The following is a 17,583-nucleotide window of genomic DNA, read 5'->3' on the forward strand; positions in this document are numbered from 1 at the left end:
CACGTCGCACGGGCCGGGGGCTTCCAGCCTACGACGGGTGGCGCGCGCGTGCGGGAAACGGCGGCGGGCCTGGCCGAAAGCGGGGGTCCGGTGGAGCGGGCAGCCGGCCGCCCGGCCACCGGGGGAACGGCCGGACGCCGATCCCCGCGAGGGGCCGGACGTCCGTTCCGCACGAGGCGCCGGACGCACGCATCCGGGAAGGGACGGGCGCCCGGCCCCGTGCGGATCCGGACGCACGTCCCGTCCTGGGGCCGGGCCGGCTCGCGCCGCCCCGTTCGGTCCTACTCCGTCGCGATCGCGTTCAGCACGTTCATCCTTCCGGCGCGGAACGCCGGGACCAGTGCCGCCAGCAGGCCGACCAGCGCGGAGGCCAGGAACACCGTGACGATCGTGGTCCACGGGATCTCCAGGACGCCGATGCCCTCCAGGGCGAGCAGCTTCTGGGCGGACATCCCCCAGGCCAGCCCGAGCGCCAGGCCCAGCAGCGCGCCGAAGAGGGCGATGACCACCGACTCCAGCCGGATCATCCGCCGCAGCTGGCGGCGCGACAACCCGATGGCCCGCATGAGTCCTATCTCGCGCGTCCGTTCGACGACGGACAGGGCGAGGGTGTTGACGACGCCCAGGACCGCGACGATGATCGCCAGCCCCAGCAGCCCGTAGATGATGTTGAGCAGCTGGTCGATCTGGGCCTTGAGGTCCTTCTTGTAGTCGGTGGAGTTGAGCACCCGGTACTGCGGGTACTTCGCGACCGCCGCCTTCAGTGAGGCGTACGCCTGCTCCGCCTGGCCCTCCGCCGCCTTCGCGAAGAGGGCCATGTCCTGCGGCATCCGCTCCGCGGGGGTGTGCGCGGCGGCCGTCGCGATGTCGAGGTACATCGCACCCTTGTCGACATTGACGTCGTCCGAGGTGATCGCGGCGACCTTGAGCTTCGTGCTCTTCCCGCCGGGGAACGCGACGGTCAGCTCGTCGCCGACCTTCACCTTGCGCTTCTCGGCGTATTCGTCGCCGACGGACATCGCTCCCGGCGCGTACGCGTCGGCGAGCTTTCCGGCCACCGTCTCGCGGCGCAGATCCTGCATGTACGAGGGGTCGGTGGCGGACAGGGTGGTGCGTTCCGAGGTGCCGTCCGGGGCGGTCACCGTGGCGGTGACCAGCTTGTAGTGGGTGAGCCGGGCGATCCCCTCGGCCTTCGCGAGGGCCTGCTGCGCCTGCGGCAGTACGGGCATCCCGGTGTTCGACCGTACGGTGAAGTCGGCGCCCACCGACTTGTCCAGTTCCTGGTTGGCCGAGGCGACCATCGAGGACGCGGCGACCGACAGGCAGGCCACCAGCGCGAGCCCGATCATCAGCGCGGAACCGGTCGCTCCGGTACGCCGGGGGTTGCGCAGCGCATTGCGTTCGGCCATCCGCCCGACCGGGCCGAAGAGCCGCAGCACCACCGCGCTGAGCCCCTTCACCACGAAGGAGACGAGCAGCGGCCCGACGGCGACGAACCCGATGAGGGTGAGGACGACCCCCGCCGCGAGGAAGAGCGAGCCCTGGGCGGCCTCGTCCGCCCGGGCCGCCGCGAACAGTCCGGCCGCGCCGAGCGCGGTGAGCGTCAGGCCGATCCCGGCCCGTATCCGGCCCGCCCTGCCGTCGCCGGGGGTCCCCGCGTCGCGCAGGGCCGCCATCGGGGAGACCGTGCCGGCCCGGCGGGCCGGGAGGTAGGCGGCCACGACGGTGACGACGACGCCGAGAACGAACCCGACGACCGGGGTGACCCAGGTGACGGTCAGGTCGTCCGTGGAGAGGTTCATGCCGATCGCGTTCATGAACTGCATCAGTCCGACGGCGAGTCCGATCCCCGCCCCGATGCCGAGCAGCGAACCGAAGACACCGAGCAGTACCGCTTCCAGCAGCACGGACCGGTTGACCTGCCTGCGGCTGGCACCGAGTGCGCGCATCAGGCCGATCTCGCGGGTGCGCTGGGCGACCAGCATGGAGAAGGTGTTGATGATCAGGAAGATGCCGACGAGGAGGGCGACCCCGGCGAAGCCGAGCATGGCGTACTTCATCACGTCGAGGAAGGACGCGATGTCGTTCTTGCTCTCCTCGCTCGCCTCCGCCTTGGTCTGGATCCTGTACGAGTCGGCGCCCAGCGCTGCCGCGACGCCGGCCTTGAGTTCTTCCTCGCCGACGCCCTCGCGGGCGGTGACGTTGACGCCGGTGTAGCGGTCCGGGCCGCCGAGCAGCTTCTGCTGCGCGGTCTTCTCGTCGTAGAAGACGACGGTGGCACCGGGGTTGGTCGCCCGGAACGTGGCGATGCCGCTGATCCTGGCGGTGAAGTCGCCGGTGACGGCTATGGTCCGCAGTTCGTCGCCGAGCTTCAGCCCGTGCTTCTCCGCGGTGTCCGCGTCGACCATGAGGTCGGTGGGCCCGCGCGGCTCGCGTCCGGAGGTGATGTCCATGAGCCGGGCGTCGGCGGAGGACCAGTTGCTCGCGATGGTGGGCGCGCCCGTGTCGGAGCCCATGTTCTTGTTCTCGCGGTCGACGACGGTCACCGACATGCTGCTGACCGTGCCCTCCGCGGCCTGCACGCCCTCCGCGCCGGCGATCGTGCGCAGGAGGGAGGCGGGCAGGGTGACGGGGCGTCCGGCGTGCGTCTCGGAGTTGTCGTTCTTCTCCTTCTCCGGCGTGACCGTGACGTCGGCGGAAGAGGTGGCGAAGAGTTTGTCGAAGGTGGTGTTCATGGTGTCGGTGAAGACGAGCGTCCCGCAGACGAAGCCCACCGAGAGGAGGACGGCGACGGCGGAGAGCGCCATGCGTCCCTTGTGCGCGAAGAAGTTGCGCATCGAGGTCTTCCACACGGTCATGACGTACGCCCCCGGCCGTCGAAGGCCTTCATCCGGTCCAGCACCAGCTCGGCGGTGGGACGGCGCATCTCGTCCACGATCCGCCCGTCCGCCAGGTACAGCACCCGGTCCGCGTACGCGGCGGCGACGGGGTCGTGCGTGACCATCACGATCGTCTGACCGAGCTCGTCGACCGAGCGGCGCAGGAAGTCCAGCACCTCCGCGCCGGAACGGGAGTCCAGGTTCCCGGTCGGCTCGTCACCGAAGATGATCTCCGGGCGGGAGGCCAACGCACGTGCCACCGCGACCCGTTGCTGCTGCCCGCCGGACAGTTCGGACGGGCGGTGGTGGAGCCGGTCGGCGAGTCCGACGGTGTCCACGATCCGCCGCAGCCAGTCCGCGTCCGGCTTGCGTCCCGCTATGTCCATGGGCAGCGTGATGTTCTCGATCGCGTCGAGCGTCGGGAGGAGGTTGAAGGACTGGAAGATGAACCCGACCCGGTCCCGGCGCAGTTGGGTGAGTTTCTTGTCCTTGAGCCCGGTCAGCTCGGTGTCGGCGAGGAAGACCTGCCCCGACGTCACCGTGTCCAGCCCGGCCAGGCAGTGCATCAGCGTCGACTTGCCGGACCCCGACGGGCCCATGATCGCGGTGTACTCGCCCTGAGCCATGTCGACGTCCACGTGGTCGAGCGCGACGACCCGCGTCTCGCCCGCCCCGTACGCCTTGACGACCTGCCGCGCGCGGGCGGCGACGGCCGTTCGCCCGCCTGTGCCTCCGTGCTGGGAGACGTCCATCGCCGTAGTCATGCCAATTCCCCTCGTTCGGCCGGGTGCTGCACGCACCCCGTCGTCGGTCCAGGGTGTGTAAGTCCAAGCTAAGGAAACGGCCGGATCAGCACCTCGCCCCGAGGTACCAACCCCTGACTGCACCTGAGTAGGGGGATCCGTCAGGGTTCCTCAACCCGTGGGTGGAGCACAGGGTGGGGACATCTCCTCCCTCTCCGCGCCCTCCCCCGCCCGACCTGCGGATGAGACGCTGGGGCACACCACATACGTGCAGGGGGAAGGGACTTCGGTGGACAGGAAGGATGCAAGGGGCACGGACACGGGGAACGCGGACATCCGCCGGGGACCCGTCGTCGCGGCCCTCATGCTCGGCATGGCGCTCGCCGCACTCGACGGGACCATCATCGCCACCGCCGTGCCGCAGATCGTCGGCGACCTGGGCGGGTTCACGGTCTTCTCCTGGCTGTTCTCCGGATATCTGCTGGCCGTCACCGTCACCCTCCCGGTGTACGGGAAACTCTCCCGACACGTTCGGCCGCAAACCGGTCCTCATCACCGGCATAGCCCTCTTCCTCCTCGGCTCCGTGCTGTGCGCGCTCTCCTGGAACATGCCTGCTCTCATCGCCTTCCGCATCGTGCAGGGCCTGGGCGGCGGCGCCATCCAGGGCACCGTCCAGACCGTCGCCGCCGACCTGTACCCGCTCAGGGAGCGCCCCAGGATCCAGGCGAGGCTGTCCACGGTCTGGGCGGTGTCCGCGGTCGCGGGCCCCGCCGTGGGCGGAGCGCTCGCCGGATACGCGGACTGGCGGTGGATCTTCCTGATCAACCTCCCGGTGGGCGCGGTGGCGATGTGGCTGATCGCGAAGTACCTGCGGGAGCCGGGACGGGTGCCGCCGCCGGCCCGGCAGCAAGCAGACCCGAAAGAAGCGGGGCGGGAGACCCCCGCCTCCGGGGCGGCCGGGCACGAGACGGCCTCGCAGGAAGCGGCGGGCCGGACATCGGCGGGGCGGGAACGCAGCGCGCCCCGCGTTCGTTCTCGTATCGACTGGGCCGGTGCACTCGCCGTATTCGCCTGCGGGGGGCTGCTGTTGACGGCGCTGGTGCAGGGCGGGGTGGTCTGGCCGTGGCTCTCCGCCCCGTCGCTGGCGCTGTTCGCGGCGAGCGCCGTACTGGTCGTGGTCGTCGTACTGATTGAACGGCGCGCCGCCGAGCCGATCCTCCCCGGCTGGGTGTGGCGTCGCCGGACGATCGCCGCGGTCAACGTCGCGCTGGGCGCGCTCGGCCTGCTGATGGTCGCCCCGATGGTCTTCCTGCCGACGTACGCCCAGTCGGTACTGGGCCTGAACCCGACGACCGCCGGGTTCGTGCTGTCCGTGATGACGCTGAGCTGGCCGCTGTCGGCGGCACTGAGCCAGCACGTGTACCGGCGGATCGGCTTCCGGCAGACGGCGATCGTGGGGATGTCGCTCGCGGTGCTGGTCCTGGCCGCGTTCCCGCTGCTCCCCTTCCCCGGGGAGGCGTGGCAGCCGGCGCTGATCATGCTGTTGCTGGGGGCCGCCCTCGGGCTCTTCCAGCTGCCGCTCATCGTCGGAGTGCAGTCGACGGTGGGCTGGTCGGAGCGCGGGACGGCAACGGCGTCGATCCTCTTCTACCGGCAGTTGGGGCAGAGCGTCGGGGCGGCGGTGTTCGGCGCGGTGGCGAACGCGACGCTGGCGTCGCGGCTGGCAGCGGCACCGGCGGAGATACGGGACGGACTGCCGGACGACCTCGACTCGGTCTCGCACGCGCTGACCGACCCGGCGTCGACGCTGCCCACCGCGGCGGCGGACTACCTGCGGCGTGCCGTGGACGTGGCGGTGGACCACGTCTACGTGGGGGCAGCAGGGGCGGGGGTGCTCGCACTGGTGGCCCTGGTGGTACTGGCCCCCCGCAGGTTCCCGGTCCTGACCGACCCGGAACCCGGCCCGCTCCCGGAACCGAAGCAGGAGCCGGCTCCGGGGGCGGGCCGGGCGACGTCTCGGCAACGGGAGCGGTAGCGGCAGCGGGACGTGCCGTCCCGCCCCCGGCGAATCCGCACGCGAGGCCCCGCACCCGAGCCCCCGGGCCCTACCCCTCCTCCGCCGCCGTCCTCCCCGTCAGCGTCGCCAGGCTGTTCCGTACGTGTGCCATGTGCGCGTGCATCTCCTCGCGCGCCTGTGTGTGCTCCCGCAGCACCCGCTCCGTCTCCCGGGCGACCCGTTCCTCCCGGGTTCGGGCCTGCGCGAGCAACTCCGCGCCCCGCGCCTCGGCGTCCTCCTGGGCGTGGCGCGCTTCCTCCGCCGTCTTCACCAGGGCCCGCTCCGCCGAGGCGAGCAGCGCCTCCGCCCGCCCCGTCAGCGCGGCGAAATGTTCGTCCTTCTCCGCCTCGCGCCCGGCGAGCTCCCGCTCCGCCGCCTCCCAGCGTTCGGCGTGCTCCTTCTCCTGGGCCGCGAGGATGCCGTGCGTGCGCCGACGCGTGTCCTTCAGCGCCGCCTCGGCCTCCGCCCGCCACTGCCCGGCGTCCGCCCGCGCCGCGGCACGCCGTTCATCGGCCTCGCCCCTGGCCAGCTCCAGCAGCCGCCCGGCGGCCTCCTCCGCCTCCGCACGGACCGCGTCCGCCTCCGCACGCGCCGCGTCCCGCATCGCCCGCGCCGCCGCTGCGGCCTCCTCCCGTACGGAAGCCACGTCCTCCACGGCGGTCTCCCGCAGTTCTTGGGCCTCCTCCTGCGCGAGGAGGAGGAGCGACCGCGCGCGCTCGCCCAGCGACTCGTACGTCTGCGGGGCCAGCCGCGCCACCCGCTCGCGCAGGGTCTCCGCCTCGGCCTCCCGCTGCTGGACGAGGACGGCCAGCCGGGCTGCCCGCTCCCGGGCGTCGTCGCGGTCCCGGGACAGTCCGGCGATCCGGTGCTCCACCTGTTCCGGTCGGTAGCCGCGGCCCCGCACCTTGGTGAAGCCCTGGGGTGACGTCGATGAATCCATCCCTGTTGTCCCCTTACATCCGGTACTGCGATGCCCGGCCGAACCCCGGCACATCCTGGTGGACCGGTTCCAAGTGTCCACAAAGCGACACTCCACCCCATACCCAGCCCCGGGGGCAACCACGGGAAAAGGCCGGGACGCACGGCCCGTCAACGGGTCGCGCACCCCGGCCTCCACTCGCGGCGGCGGAAGAGAAGCCGCTACAGGAGCCCGTCCCACATCTGTTCCAGCAGCACCGACCACCAGCTCTCCGGCGAAGCCAGCGCCGCCGGATCGAGGGCCGCCAGCTGCGCCTGGAAGTCGACCGTCCAACGACCCGCCTGCTCGGGGTTGAGCCCGAACCGCAACCGCCACATCCGCCCCAGCAGAGCCAGGCACCGCACGAACTCCGGCAGACCGGTGTTCACGAACTGCGGCGGTACGGGCTGCCCGCCGGGCCCCGCCTCGACCGGCACGGCCACGATGTTCGCCGTCCCGTACTGCACGCAGATCGCCCGCCCGAAGTCCGAGCCCATGACGAGGTACGAACCCGCGTCCGACGCGGGCTGCACACCGCGCTGCTGCGCCAGCTCGGCCAGCGTCGGCACGGGCTGCCCCGGCACCGCCTGCGCCCAGAAGAACGGGCCGAAGTCGACCGGCAGCCCCGCCCACATCAGCGTCACCGCCACGGCCTCCGGCACGCCCTGCCGCGACACCGCACCCTGGTCGAACCGGAAGACCGCCTGCGGCCCGAACGCCGAGACCAGCTCGTGCGCCACCCCGTCGGGCGGGATCGGCGGCAGCTGCGGCAACTGGCTCGGATGCGGCAACGGCGCCCGCACCGGAGCGGGCCGCGCCGGACCGTCCGCGACCTGGTGCAGCTCGCCCTGGTGGGTGAGCAGGTGCTGCATGCCCTGCTGACGCGACGCGTGATCCGTGCCGTACGGAGCGACGCACGTGATCCGTACCTGCGGCCAGGTCTCCCGGATCATGCGCGCACAGTAGCCACCCGGCAGCTCGCAGGACGCCAGCTCCGTGTGCAGCTCCAGCACCTGCTGCGGCGGCACCTGCATCGCCCGCAGCTCGTGCAGCATCTGCCACTCGGGGTGCGGGGTGCCCGGCGCGGAACGTCGGATGAGCTGCTGCTCGGAACCGTCCTGCGCCCGGTAGCGCAGGACGGCCTGGTAGCCGGGGCCGACCGTGGGCAGCCCTGACGGCTGCTGCGGATAGCCGTACGCGGGCGGCGGGCCGGGCTGCGGCTGCCGCGCGTGCGGCGGCGGCATGTGCGGCGGCGGCTGCTGGGCGTGCGGGGGCGGCATGTGCGGCGGCGGCTGCTGGACATGCGGCGGCGGCCCCGGCTGCGGGTGCGGGGGTACGGCACCGGGCGGACCCGGCGGCTGCGGCGCGCCGGGGCCACCCGGCGGCGGGCTCGCGAGCATCGTCGCCGCATGGTGGACTCCCCCGCCGGGAGGCGGAGTCGAGCCGGGCGCGCCGGGTGCACCAGGGGCGCCGGGCGGGCCGGGCGGCCGAGGAGCCCCCGGGACGCCCTGACCGCCGTGGCTCGGGTCGGCGAGCATGGTCGCCGCGTGGTGGACTCCCCCGCCCGGAGGCGGAGTCGAGCCCGGCGCGGACGGCGGACCCGGCGGGCCCGGCGGCTGAGACGCACCCGGGCCGCCCTCGGCCCCGAGGTGCGGAACCATGGCCGTCGGTACGTAACCACCCGGTGCCCCGGGCGCCGACGGCGGCGGCGTCGCACCGGGCCTGGCGCCCGGCGTGCCGGGAGCGCCGGGCGGCGGCGGAGTCGTCGCACCGCCGCCCCGGCGGGCGCCAGGCGGCAGGGTGGCCTTGCTGGTCGCGGCGTCGGCGATGTCCTCCGCCCCCGCGGACAGGCCGGGCCGGCGGGCACCACCCGGCGGGGGCGAGGCCGCACCGGGAGCCCCGGGCGGCGGTGTGCCGGAACCCGAAGCGGAACCAGGCGCACTGTCCGCGTCGGCCCCCGGCCCGGAACCGGCGTCCGTGCCCGGCCCCGAGCCCGGCAGCGGCTGCGGTTGCTGCGGTCCCGACGGGTCCGTCAGGGCCGGCGACACCGCGGTCCGCGGCAGCCGGCTGCCGCCCTGGATGAGCGAGGTCTTCGCCTCGGGTCCCACACCGGGCGGCGGCGTGTCGTCGTCGTCCGCGCCCACCAGCGGCGGCGCGAACACGGTGGCGGGCAGCGGAACACCTCCCGCGTCACCGGAGTTGGTGTCGGTACCGGCCCACGGGGTCGCCCCCGCGGGCGGCGTACCGGCCGGGCCCGGGGTCCCACCCGTACCGCCGCCGGCCCCGGACGCCGTCGCAGGCACCCCGTCCGCGGCCGTCGGCTCGTACTCGTCGGAGGCATCCCCACCGGCGGCCGGCCACGGCACGCCGACGGAACCGGAACCGGCGGAACCCGCTACCCCGCCCCCGCCCGCGCCCGACGGGGCCGCCGCGCCCGCCGGGGAAGCCGAGACGGAACCCGAAGCGGAGGACGAACCGGAACCGGACGCCGACGTACCCCCCGACGTGCCTCCGCTCCTGCGACCGGGAATACCGATCTTGTCCGCCGCCTCCTGCAACCACTCCGGCGGCGTCAGCAGGAACGACGTCTGCTGCAGGTCCACGCTCTGCGACGGCGCCGGAGCCGGCTCGGCCGGCCCGACGGGCGTCCCGTACTCCTCCTCGTACCGGCGAATCACCTCACCCACCGGCATCTCCGGCCACAGCGTGGCCTCACCGCTGTCGCGGGCGACGACCAGACGCTGCCGCCCACCGTCGGAGACCGGACCGTTCTCCCGGTCCTCGGCCCACACCACGAACCCGAGGTCGAACTCCCGAACCCGCACCTCCCGGTGCTGGTAGGCGGGCACGTCACCGTTGACCCACTCGTCGCCGCGTTCCTGCGCCTGCGCGAAAGTCACCATCGGACATTCACCCCTCGTCCGAGACCGCGACCGCGCGCGCGAAGCCGCCGTCCACCATCAGATCCGCCACTGTCTGCAACTCCGGCGGGCTGCCCGCCAACCGCTGCAGGAACTCGTCGAAGTCGTCGCCGCAGGGCAGCAACAACCGCTCCACCCGCTCCTGCACCGACCAGCCGTCCTGGTCGCGCGCGTCGTCGTACGCGCAGAACCACACCGACCCGGTGCTCTCCCCCCGCACCTTCACGGCAAGGATCCCGCCCTGCACGAACGCGACGCCGAGATAGTCCTTCGTGAGGTGATCGCGCAGACACTTGTTGACGTAGACCAGGTCATTGACACCGGCCTCGTCGCGCACCGTGAAGAACGGCTGGTCCACCAGCAGACCCAGCTCCGGATCCAGCGCCGCACCCACCGGCGCACAGCCGCCCGCCGCCTTCAGGAAGGAGCGGTACGCACCTGGCAGCCGGTATCCCAGATCCTCCTCCACACCGAGCACCTGGGACTCCGACACCGCCACCGCCCCCCTGGGCAGACCGAAGTGGACCGGCCGGGTCTCCTGGAGCGGACGGGTACCGCGCTTCTCCTGGTCGACGGCCGTCGTCGCGAGCCCACCGTGGTGGCGCAGCAGCGCCTTCACCTCCACCGGCACCAACTGCATGCGGCGGGTGTACGGAACGTGGTGCCACGTCCAGCCGTGCGGGGTCGCCACCGGGTCCAGCGTCTCCCACAACGCGTGGCCCTCGGCGTGCAGAGCGGCGTTGGCCGACACGTAGTCGGTCAGCCTCAGCTCGTCCACACCGAAGCCCTCGGGGGGTTCGGCGATCTCGGCGGCGGCACGCGCGTAGGGCGTGAAGTCCGGGTAGCCGTCCTCGTCCACCCGCACACCCCGGGGGTGACGGGCGGCCCGGACCGGGTCCGGAAAGTTCACGAGCTGCCCGGCGTAGGCCGCGTTCGGTGGCGCGGCTTGCTGCCCGAGCCGACCTGAAGTCATGGCGGTTGCCCCCTGCTGCGTCTGGCTGGATCCACCACAGCCTATGCGGTGGTGCAACAGCGGGTCCCGCCCCCGGACAGCCTCCGAGACACCCCCAGCCGCACCCCGTGACGGGGGGTCCACCGCCGGTCCACGGGCGGTCACCCGCACCCGCCCCAACCCGCTCCCCCACCCCGCCCGTCACCGCACAGCAACCCCTCCGCCACCCGGCCCGCACACCACCCACCGACCGCTCCACGACCGCCCCCGCACGGGTGACGCGCCCGAACCAGTGCCCCAGCTTCCCCAGCACAGGGCACATTTGGCAGGCTGTCCCCCGCAACTCGGGGGATTGCAGGGAGGGAACGCACCACCATGCGCACTGCACATACAGGAAATCCGCACACGTCGCGGACCACGGGGCCGAACAGCACGACAGGAGCAACGGGGACAACAACAACAGCAACGACAGCCGGACCGACGCCGACGCCCACCGGACCGACCGCCGGTGCCGCGCCCTCCCGTACCCCGGCACCCGCCTGGGCGCCCCCCTCGGCCCCGCCCCACACCTCCGCCACACCGGCCCCGCTCGGAACCCCGAGCACACCCGGCCGACCGAGCACATCCAGCACCCCAGGCACTCCGGACCCGTCCGGGACACCCGGCCGACCGGACGCATCCCGCACCCCCGGCACATCCGGCACATCCAGCCACCCGAGCACCCCCGGCACCCAGGACCCGTCCGGCACTCCCGGCACATCCGGCCGACCGAGCACATCCCGCCCACCCGTAACGCCCGGCACACCTGGCACGCCCCGAACCACAGACACCCCCGGCACGCCCACCTCGGCCGGCGCACCCCGCACCCCCAGCACCGCCGACACGCAGAACCCGTCGGCCGCCCCGGGCGCCCCCGGCGACCCCCGGCTCACCTGGAGCGCCACCACCGAAGCGCCACCCCCCGTCCTGCGCCACCGCCGCGACGGCATACTGCCCGCCGTCGCCGCCGCTCTCTCCGTACGCGGCGCGGACACCCTCACCTGCACGGCCGGCCGGGCCGACCGGCCCCCCACCCTGCACCCCCTCGTGCAGGACTTCCTCGACACCCTCAGCACCAGCCAGCGCACCCGCTTCACCGGCCGCTGCCCCGAAGCGATCCTGCTCTCCCGGCACCTGTCCGCCGCCGCGGCCGGACGCTCCAAGCGCGCGGCCCGCAAACCGCTCACCGCGAACGAAGCACGCCGCTCCCTCAAGCACTCCAAACTCACCGCCCGCCGCATCCGCGAGGACGGCGACCCCCTGCACGGCAGCTACGCACCACCCTGCCGCTCCTGCGCACCGCTGCTCGCCCACTTCGGCGTACGCCCGGTCGACCCCACCGCCGAGAAGGGCTGACCCGCACCTCATGCCCCCCAGCTCCACCACGCCACCCACCGCCGACCCGGCCCACCACCTCAACACCAGCACCACCCGCTTCCCCGTCGCCGTCGACGCCGCACTCCGCGAGGCGGGCTGGCAACCGGGCCGCTGGGACATAAGGCAGGCCGAGCACTGGGCCGACACCCTCCGCGCCCACGTCTCCCCCGCAGGCCACCGCCACAGCGTCTTCCCCGCGGCGGTCGAAGCCTGGGCCGAATTCGGCGGCCTGCACATCAACCCACCCAGCGCCGGACGCCAGCTCGCCCCCAGCCCCCTGGTCCTCGACCCGCTGCACGGCCTCCACCTCGCCCGCACGTTCGCGGACCTGGGCCGCGCCCTGGGCACCGAGGTGTGCCCGCTGGGCCAGGAGAACCACCCCGGCGGCGAGGCGCAGGCCATCCTCGCCATCGACACCGGGGGCCGCGTCTACAGCCTCGACCACACCGGCGACTGGTTCCTCGGCCACACCCTCGGCCAGGCCCTCGCCACCCTCGTCACCGGCGCCCAGCCCCACCGCCTCACCACCGGCTGAACCACCCGCCACCCCCACCACCACCGACCCGCACGCCTCCCCCGCCCCAGCGGAAAGCTCCGCCCAGCACCCACCGGACCCCCGCCCGGCACCCACCGGCAAGTCGCAGAACTCGCAGGAAAAAGGGCGCGCCCCGCCCGTAGGCTGGTCCGTATGACCGTTACGGGGGCAGACCGGAGCGACTCGGACCTGACCAGTCCGAGTCCGCGTTTCTGGTGGTGGGAACGACGCCGCAGCGTCGTACTGGACGCAGGACTGGCGGCGGCCTCGGCCGTCGAGTGCGCGCTGGAGGGAATCGACTTCGCCCAGGAGACCAGGGCGCCCCTCGCACTGGGCGTCCTCCTCGGCCTGCTCGCGGGCTCCTCACTGCTCGTACGGCGCCGCTGGCCGATCGCCGTCGTCCTGGTGTCCATCGCCGTCACCCCCGCCGAGATGGGCTTCCTGCTCGGCCTGGTCGGCCTCTACACCCTGGCCGCCTCCGAGGTCCCCCGCCGCATCATCGCCGTCCTGGCGGCCATGTCCTTCACCGGGACCCTCATCGTCTCCCTCGTACGGATGCGCTCCCTCGCGGGCCAGGAGGGCGACGCCGACTTCGACCCCGGCACCGGCTACACCCTCACCATCTCCTTCGTGCTCGCCCTCGGCATGTCCGCCCCGCCCCTCCTCCTCGGCCTGTACATAGGAGCCCGGCGCCGCCTCATGGAGAGCCTGCGCGAACGCGCCGACTCCCTGGAGCGCGAACTCTCCCTCCTCGCCGACCGCGCGGAGGAACGCGCCGAGTGGGCCCGTACGGAGGAACGCACCCGCATCGCCCGCGAAATGCACGACGTGGTCGCCCACCGCGTCAGCCTCATGGTCGTCCACGCCGCCGCCCTCCAGGCCGTGGCCCTCAAGGACCCCCAGAAGGCCGTCAAGAACGCCGCCCTCGTCGGCGACATGGGCCGCCAGGCCCTCACCGAGCTCCGCGAGATGCTGGGCGTCCTGCGTACCCCGGTAACCACCACACCCGCACCCTCCGCCACACCGATCCCGCTGGCAGCCGTCGGCGCCGCCGCGGCAGCCGCCGCCGAAGCCGCCGAGAACGGCCCCTGCCTCGCCGACGTGGACGCCCTCGTCGAACAGTCCCGGGCCACCGGAATGGCCGTCGAACTCTCCGTGGACGGCGACCCCGCCCCCTGCGGCGCCCTCGTCGAACAGACCGCCTACCGCGTCATCCAGGAAGCACTCACCAACGTCCACAAACACGCCCCCGGGGCCAAGACCTGGGTGCGCATCGCCCACCGCGAGGGCACCGAGATCGCCATGCAGATCGAGAACGGCCCCTCCGACACCGACGCCGCCCAGGCCGGCCTCCCCAGCGGCGGCAACGGACTCGTCGGCATGCGCGAACGCGTCCAGACCCTCGGCGGAGTCTTCGTCGCCGGCCCCACCGACCCGGGCGGCTTCCGCGTCTCGGCGGTCCTGCCGGTCAAGGGGCCGGGGGCGGAGTAACTCCGCCGTCCGGCCGGAAGCCCTCCCTCAGCATCACCGTGGGCTGCCCGGTGTGCCGCGCGATCGCCTCGAAGTCACGGTCGCAGTGCAGCAGAGAGAGTCCGGACAGTTCGGCCGCCGCAGCGATGAGGAGGTCGACAGGTCCGGCGCTGCGGTGCTCGCCGTGTTCCACGAGGATCTGCTGGACCTGCCGGGCCCTCCGAAAGGTGCTCTCCGGGACCGGCGCCCAGGCGTAGAAGCCGCTCAGGTACTCCTGCATCTGCCGGTAGTGCACGGCTGACCGTGCGGAGCGCAGAACCTCCAACTCGGTGATCTCGCACATGCCGACCACACCGGAGTCCAGTGCTTCCCCCCACCCCCAGGCGTCCGCGCCGTGCTGCAGGAAGCGCGCCACCGCCGAGGTGTCGACCAGGTACTTCATGCAACGTGCTCCTGGTCGTCCGCTCCGCCGTGGCTCGGACGGTATGCGGCCTTGTCCGTGAGAGCGGCGAGATTCAGCGCCTCTGCGGCCAGGCGTTCCGCGGCCATGCGGGCCTCATGGCGCTTGACCCGGTCACTGACCTCGCGCAGAGCCCGGTTGACGGTGTCCTTCTTGGTCTTCGTGCCGAACGCATCCTGCGCCACCGCCAGTGCGTCCTCATCGATTTCGATCAGCGTCTTGCCCAAGTCCTCACCCCTTCATATATCCAAAATCTTACACGGATACATCGTCGCATTCGTGGGTGGCGATGCGGCATAGTGTTGGGGTCGCCGTCAGCAGCCTGACGCGATGTCCGATTTAGTCGGCAATAGTCCCCCGTGGTGTAATTGGCAGCACTGTGGCTTTTGGTGCCATCTGTTCGGGTTCGAGTCCTGACGGGGGAGCTGTCACCTTTGGCGGGTCCCGGCCTCCCCGGTCGGGACCCGCACTCGTTTCCCTCCCGTAACCCCCCGGTATCCTGCGGAAGTCCACCCCCGTAGTAGCCGAAGGGCCCCACTGTGAGCGCCAATAACCCGGCAGCCGTCGTCGTCCTCGCAGCGGGTGAGGGCACCCGTATGAAGTCGGCCACCCCGAAGGTCCTGCACGAGATCAGCGGGCGTTCGCTCGTCGGCCACGTGGTCACCGCCGCCCGCGAGCTGGACCCGGCCGACCTGGTCGTCGTCGTGGGTCACGCCCGCGAGAAGGTCTCCGCGCACCTCGGCGAGATCGACGCCGAGGCGCACACCGCCGTGCAGGAGCGGCAGCTCGGTACGGGTCATGCCGTACGGATGGGCCTCGAAGCCCTGGGCGGCAGTCCGTCGGGGACGGTCGTCGTGGTCTGCGGCGACACCCCGCTGCTGACCGGCGAGACGCTGAAGGCGCTGGCCGCCACGCACTCCGCCGACGGCAACGCCTGCACCGTGCTGACCGCCGAGGTCCCGGACTCGACCGGGTACGGGCGCATCGTGCGGGACGCCGGGACGCAGGCGGTGACCGCGATCGTCGAGCACAAGGACGCGAGTGACGCCCAGCGGGCGATCCGTGAGATCAACTCCGGTGTCTTCGCCTTCGACGGCGAGCTGCTGGCCGACGCGCTGGGCAAGGTGCGTACGGACAACAGCCAGGGCGAGGAGTACCTGACCGACGTCCTCGGCATTCTGCGCGAGGCGGGCCACCGGGTGGGGGCGTCGGTGGCCGGCGACCACCGCGAGATCCTCGGCATCAACAACCGGGTGCAGCTGGCCGAGGCCCGTCGGCTGCTCAACGCCCGTCTGCTGGAGCGCGCGATGCTCAGCGGTGTCAGCGTCATCGACCCGCAGTCGACCTTCGTGGACTGCACGGTGACCTTCGGGCAGGACGCGATCGTGCACCCGGGTACTCAGCTGCTGGGTGCGACGCACATCGCGGCGGAGGCCGAGGTGGGTCCCAACACCCGGCTGACGGACACCACGGTGGGCATCGGTGCGCGTGTCGACAATACGGTGGCGGTTGCCGCGGAGATCGGTGCGGCCGCCAACGTGGGTCCGTTCGCGTACTTGCGTCCCGGTACGAAGCTGGGTGTGAAGTCCAAGGTCGGTGCGTACGTCGAGACGAAGAACGCGCAGATCGGTGAGGGTACGAAGGTGCCGCACCTGTCGTACGTGGGGGACGCGACGATCGGTGACCACAGCAACATCGGTGCGGCGAGCGTGTTCGTGAACTACGACGGCGAGACCAAGCACCACACGACGATCGGCTCGCACTGCCGTACCGGTTCGGACAACATGTTTGTGGCTCCTGTCACGGTCGGGGACGGTGCCTATACGGCGGCCGGGTCCGTCATCACGAAGGATGTGCCCGCCGGTTCGCTGGCCGTGGCCCGTGGGCAGCAGCGGAATATCGAGGGCTGGGTGGCTCGTAAGCGTCCGGGCAGCGCTGCCGCGCAGGCGGCTCAGGCCGCTTCGTCGGAGGTCTCTTCGCAGGCCGAGGGGTCCGACGGCGGAAGCTGACCGGAAACGGGTGCGTCGTTCTCGGCGTACCGTGATAGGTGCACGAATATTCGGCTGGCTCGTCCTGCGTGACTCATCCGCGGTTCTTCGCGGGGCGTTCGCGCGCGAGTGCGGCGGCAATGAATCACGTCCGAGGAGACAGTGCTGTGACCGGGATCAAGACGACCGGCGAGAAGAAGATGATGCTCTTCTCCGGCCGCGCCCACCCCGAGCTGGCCGAGGAGGTCGCGCACCAGCTGGGTGTCGGCCTGGTGCCGACGAAGGCCTTCGACTTCGCCAATGGTGAGATCTACGTCCGCTACCAGGAGTCGGCGCGTGGCGCGGACTGCTTCCTGATCCAGAGCCACACGGCTCCGATCAACAAGTGGATCATGGAGCAGCTGATCATGCTGGACGCCCTGAAGCGGGCTTCCGCGCGCAGCATCACCGTGGTCGTTCCGTCCTACGGGTATGCCCGTCAGGACAAGAAGCACCGTGGTCGCGAGCCGATCTCGGCGCGTCTGATCGCCGACCTGATGAAGACGGCCGGTGCCGACCGCATCGTCACGGTCGATCTGCACACCGATCAGATCCAGGGGTTCTTCGACGGCCCGGTCGACCACCTGTTCGCGCTGCCGGTTCTCGCGGACTACGTGGGTGCGAAGGTGGACCGTTCGAAGCTGACGATCGTTTCTCCGGACGCGGGCCGGGTGCGGGTGGCCGACCGTTGGTGCGACCGTCTGGACGCGCCGCTGGCGATCGTGCACAAGCGTCGTGACAAGGACGTCGCCAATCAGGTGACCGTTCATGAGGTCGTGGGTGTCGTGAAGGACCGCGTGTGTGTCCTGGTCGACGACATGATCGACACGGGTGGCACGATCTGTGCCGCTGCCGACGCGCTGTTCGAGAACGGTGCGGCGGAGGTCATCGTGACGGCCACTCACGGCATCCTGTCGGGTCCGGCGGCGGACCGTCTGAAGAACTCGAAGGTGAGCGAGTTCGTGTTCACGGACACGCTGCCGACGCCGGGCGAGCTTGAGCTCGACAAGATCACGGTGCTGTCGATCGCGCCGACGATCGCGCGTGCGCTGCGCGAGGTGTTCGAGGACGGTTCGGTGACGAGCCTCTTCGAGGAGCAGTAGTCGGCGGTTGTCCGTGGTGCGTGGTCCTGAGGGCCGGCGGGCAGTGGTCGTAGCGCGTGCGG

General features: G+C 72.0%; 12 protein-coding genes, 1 tRNA gene and 1 pseudogene. 7 read left to right on the forward strand and 7 right to left on the reverse strand.

What is annotated here, in order from left to right; genetic code table 11:
• Positions 1-281: 281 nt before the first annotated feature.
• Positions 282-2,858: an ABC transporter permease gene (locus HNQ79_RS09245; protein ID WP_185028961.1), complete on the reverse strand. Its 2,577-nt coding sequence runs from the start codon at positions 2,856-2,858 to the stop codon at positions 282-284.
• Positions 2,855-3,643, reverse strand: coding sequence for an ABC transporter ATP-binding protein (locus HNQ79_RS09250; RefSeq protein ID WP_185028963.1), 789 nt, complete (start codon positions 3,641-3,643; stop codon positions 2,855-2,857). Before HNQ79_RS09250 ends, HNQ79_RS09245 begins: the two co-directional genes overlap by 4 nt.
• Before the next feature lie 281 nt (positions 3,644-3,924).
• Here HNQ79_RS09250 and HNQ79_RS33580 point away from each other — a divergent pair, with 281 nt between their 5' ends.
• On the forward strand, positions 3,925-5,658 hold the full coding sequence (locus tag HNQ79_RS33580; RefSeq protein ID WP_229923540.1) for an MFS transporter: 1,734 nt from the start codon (positions 3,925-3,927) through the stop codon (positions 5,656-5,658).
• 70 nt (positions 5,659-5,728) lie between these two features.
• Here HNQ79_RS33580 and HNQ79_RS09265 read toward each other — a convergent pair whose 3' ends face one another.
• The 3 genes from HNQ79_RS09265 to HNQ79_RS09275 all read right to left on the reverse strand — a co-directional run bounded on the left by HNQ79_RS09265 (position 5,729) and on the right by HNQ79_RS09275 (position 10,531).
• Positions 5,729-6,619, reverse strand: coding sequence for a coiled-coil domain-containing protein (locus HNQ79_RS09265; protein WP_185028965.1), 891 nt, complete (start codon positions 6,617-6,619; stop codon positions 5,729-5,731).
• A gap of 200 nt (positions 6,620-6,819) precedes the next feature.
• Positions 6,820-9,540, reverse strand: a complete 2,721-nt coding sequence (locus HNQ79_RS09270; protein ID WP_185028967.1) for an SUKH-4 family immunity protein — start codon at positions 9,538-9,540, stop codon at positions 6,820-6,822.
• Between the two features lie 7 nt (positions 9,541-9,547).
• Complete coding sequence (locus HNQ79_RS09275) at positions 9,548-10,531, reverse strand: SMI1/KNR4 family protein (RefSeq protein ID WP_185028969.1); 984 nt, start codon at positions 10,529-10,531, stop codon at positions 9,548-9,550.
• Between the two features lie 891 nt (positions 10,532-11,422).
• Between HNQ79_RS09275 and HNQ79_RS09280 the strand changes: the two are divergent.
• From HNQ79_RS09280 to HNQ79_RS09290, 3 genes and pseudogenes are all read left to right on the forward strand, one after another.
• A pseudogene (locus tag HNQ79_RS09280) lies at positions 11,423-11,905 on the forward strand (YwqJ-related putative deaminase); the annotation flags it as partial.
• Between the two features lie 10 nt (positions 11,906-11,915).
• Positions 11,916-12,461, forward strand: a complete 546-nt coding sequence (locus HNQ79_RS09285) for an SUKH-3 domain-containing protein (RefSeq protein WP_185028971.1) — start codon at positions 11,916-11,918, stop codon at positions 12,459-12,461.
• A 153-nt stretch (positions 12,462-12,614) separates the two neighbouring features.
• Positions 12,615-13,952: a sensor histidine kinase gene (locus tag HNQ79_RS09290; protein ID WP_185028973.1), complete on the forward strand. Its 1,338-nt coding sequence runs from the start codon at positions 12,615-12,617 to the stop codon at positions 13,950-13,952.
• Here HNQ79_RS09290 and HNQ79_RS09295 read toward each other — a convergent pair.
• Both HNQ79_RS09295 and HNQ79_RS09300 read right to left on the reverse strand, forming a co-directional pair.
• A complete protein-coding gene (locus HNQ79_RS09295; protein WP_185028975.1) occupies positions 13,930-14,373 on the reverse strand; it encodes a PIN domain nuclease in 444 nt (147 codons plus the stop codon). The genes HNQ79_RS09290 and HNQ79_RS09295 overlap by 23 nt on opposite strands.
• Entirely contained in the window at positions 14,370-14,618 is a 249-nt protein-coding gene (locus HNQ79_RS09300) for a type II toxin-antitoxin system VapB family antitoxin (protein WP_185028977.1), read from the reverse strand. Before HNQ79_RS09300 ends, HNQ79_RS09295 begins: the two co-directional genes overlap by 4 nt.
• 126 nt (positions 14,619-14,744) lie before the next feature.
• Here HNQ79_RS09300 and HNQ79_RS09305 point away from each other — a divergent pair.
• The 3 genes from HNQ79_RS09305 (at position 14,745) to HNQ79_RS09315 (ending at position 17,521) form a co-directional block, all read left to right on the forward strand.
• A tRNA-Gln gene (locus HNQ79_RS09305) sits at positions 14,745-14,816 on the forward strand.
• 114 nt (positions 14,817-14,930) lie between these two features.
• A complete protein-coding gene (glmU, locus tag HNQ79_RS09310; protein ID WP_185028980.1) occupies positions 14,931-16,400 on the forward strand; it encodes a bifunctional UDP-N-acetylglucosamine diphosphorylase/glucosamine-1-phosphate N-acetyltransferase GlmU in 1,470 nt (489 codons plus the stop codon).
• 146 nt (positions 16,401-16,546) lie between these two features.
• Positions 16,547-17,521, forward strand: a complete 975-nt coding sequence (locus HNQ79_RS09315; RefSeq protein WP_185028982.1) for a ribose-phosphate diphosphokinase — start codon at positions 16,547-16,549, stop codon at positions 17,519-17,521.
• Positions 17,522-17,583: the final 62 nt, after the last annotated feature.

Source organism: Streptomyces candidus (genome assembly GCF_014207445.1).
GTDB classification, from domain to species: Bacteria; Actinomycetota; Actinomycetes; order Streptomycetales; family Streptomycetaceae; genus Streptomyces; species Streptomyces candidus.

Bases quoted from the DNA above. Each gene is read 5' to 3' on its own strand.
- HNQ79_RS09250 (WP_185028963.1), bottom strand. From the start codon at position 3,643: ATGACTACGGCGATGGACGTCTCCCAGCACGGAGGCACAGGCGGGCGA.
- HNQ79_RS09295 (WP_185028975.1), bottom strand. From the start codon at position 14,373: ATGAAGTACCTGGTCGACACCTCGGCGGTGGCGCGCTTCCTGCAGCAC.
- HNQ79_RS09275 (WP_185028969.1), bottom strand. From the start codon at position 10,531: ATGACTTCAGGTCGGCTCGGGCAGCAAGCCGCGCCACCGAACGCGGCC.
- HNQ79_RS33580 (WP_229923540.1), top strand. From the start codon at position 3,925: ATGCAAGGGGCACGGACACGGGGAACGCGGACATCCGCCGGGGACCCG.
- HNQ79_RS09290 (WP_185028973.1), top strand. From the start codon at position 12,615: ATGACCGTTACGGGGGCAGACCGGAGCGACTCGGACCTGACCAGTCCG.
- HNQ79_RS09245 (WP_185028961.1), bottom strand. From the start codon at position 2,858: ATGACCGTGTGGAAGACCTCGATGCGCAACTTCTTCGCGCACAAGGGA.
- HNQ79_RS09265 (WP_185028965.1), bottom strand. From the start codon at position 6,619: ATGGATTCATCGACGTCACCCCAGGGCTTCACCAAGGTGCGGGGCCGC.
- HNQ79_RS09270 (WP_185028967.1), bottom strand. From the start codon at position 9,540: ATGGTGACTTTCGCGCAGGCGCAGGAACGCGGCGACGAGTGGGTCAAC.
- HNQ79_RS09285 (WP_185028971.1), top strand. From the start codon at position 11,916: ATGCCCCCCAGCTCCACCACGCCACCCACCGCCGACCCGGCCCACCAC.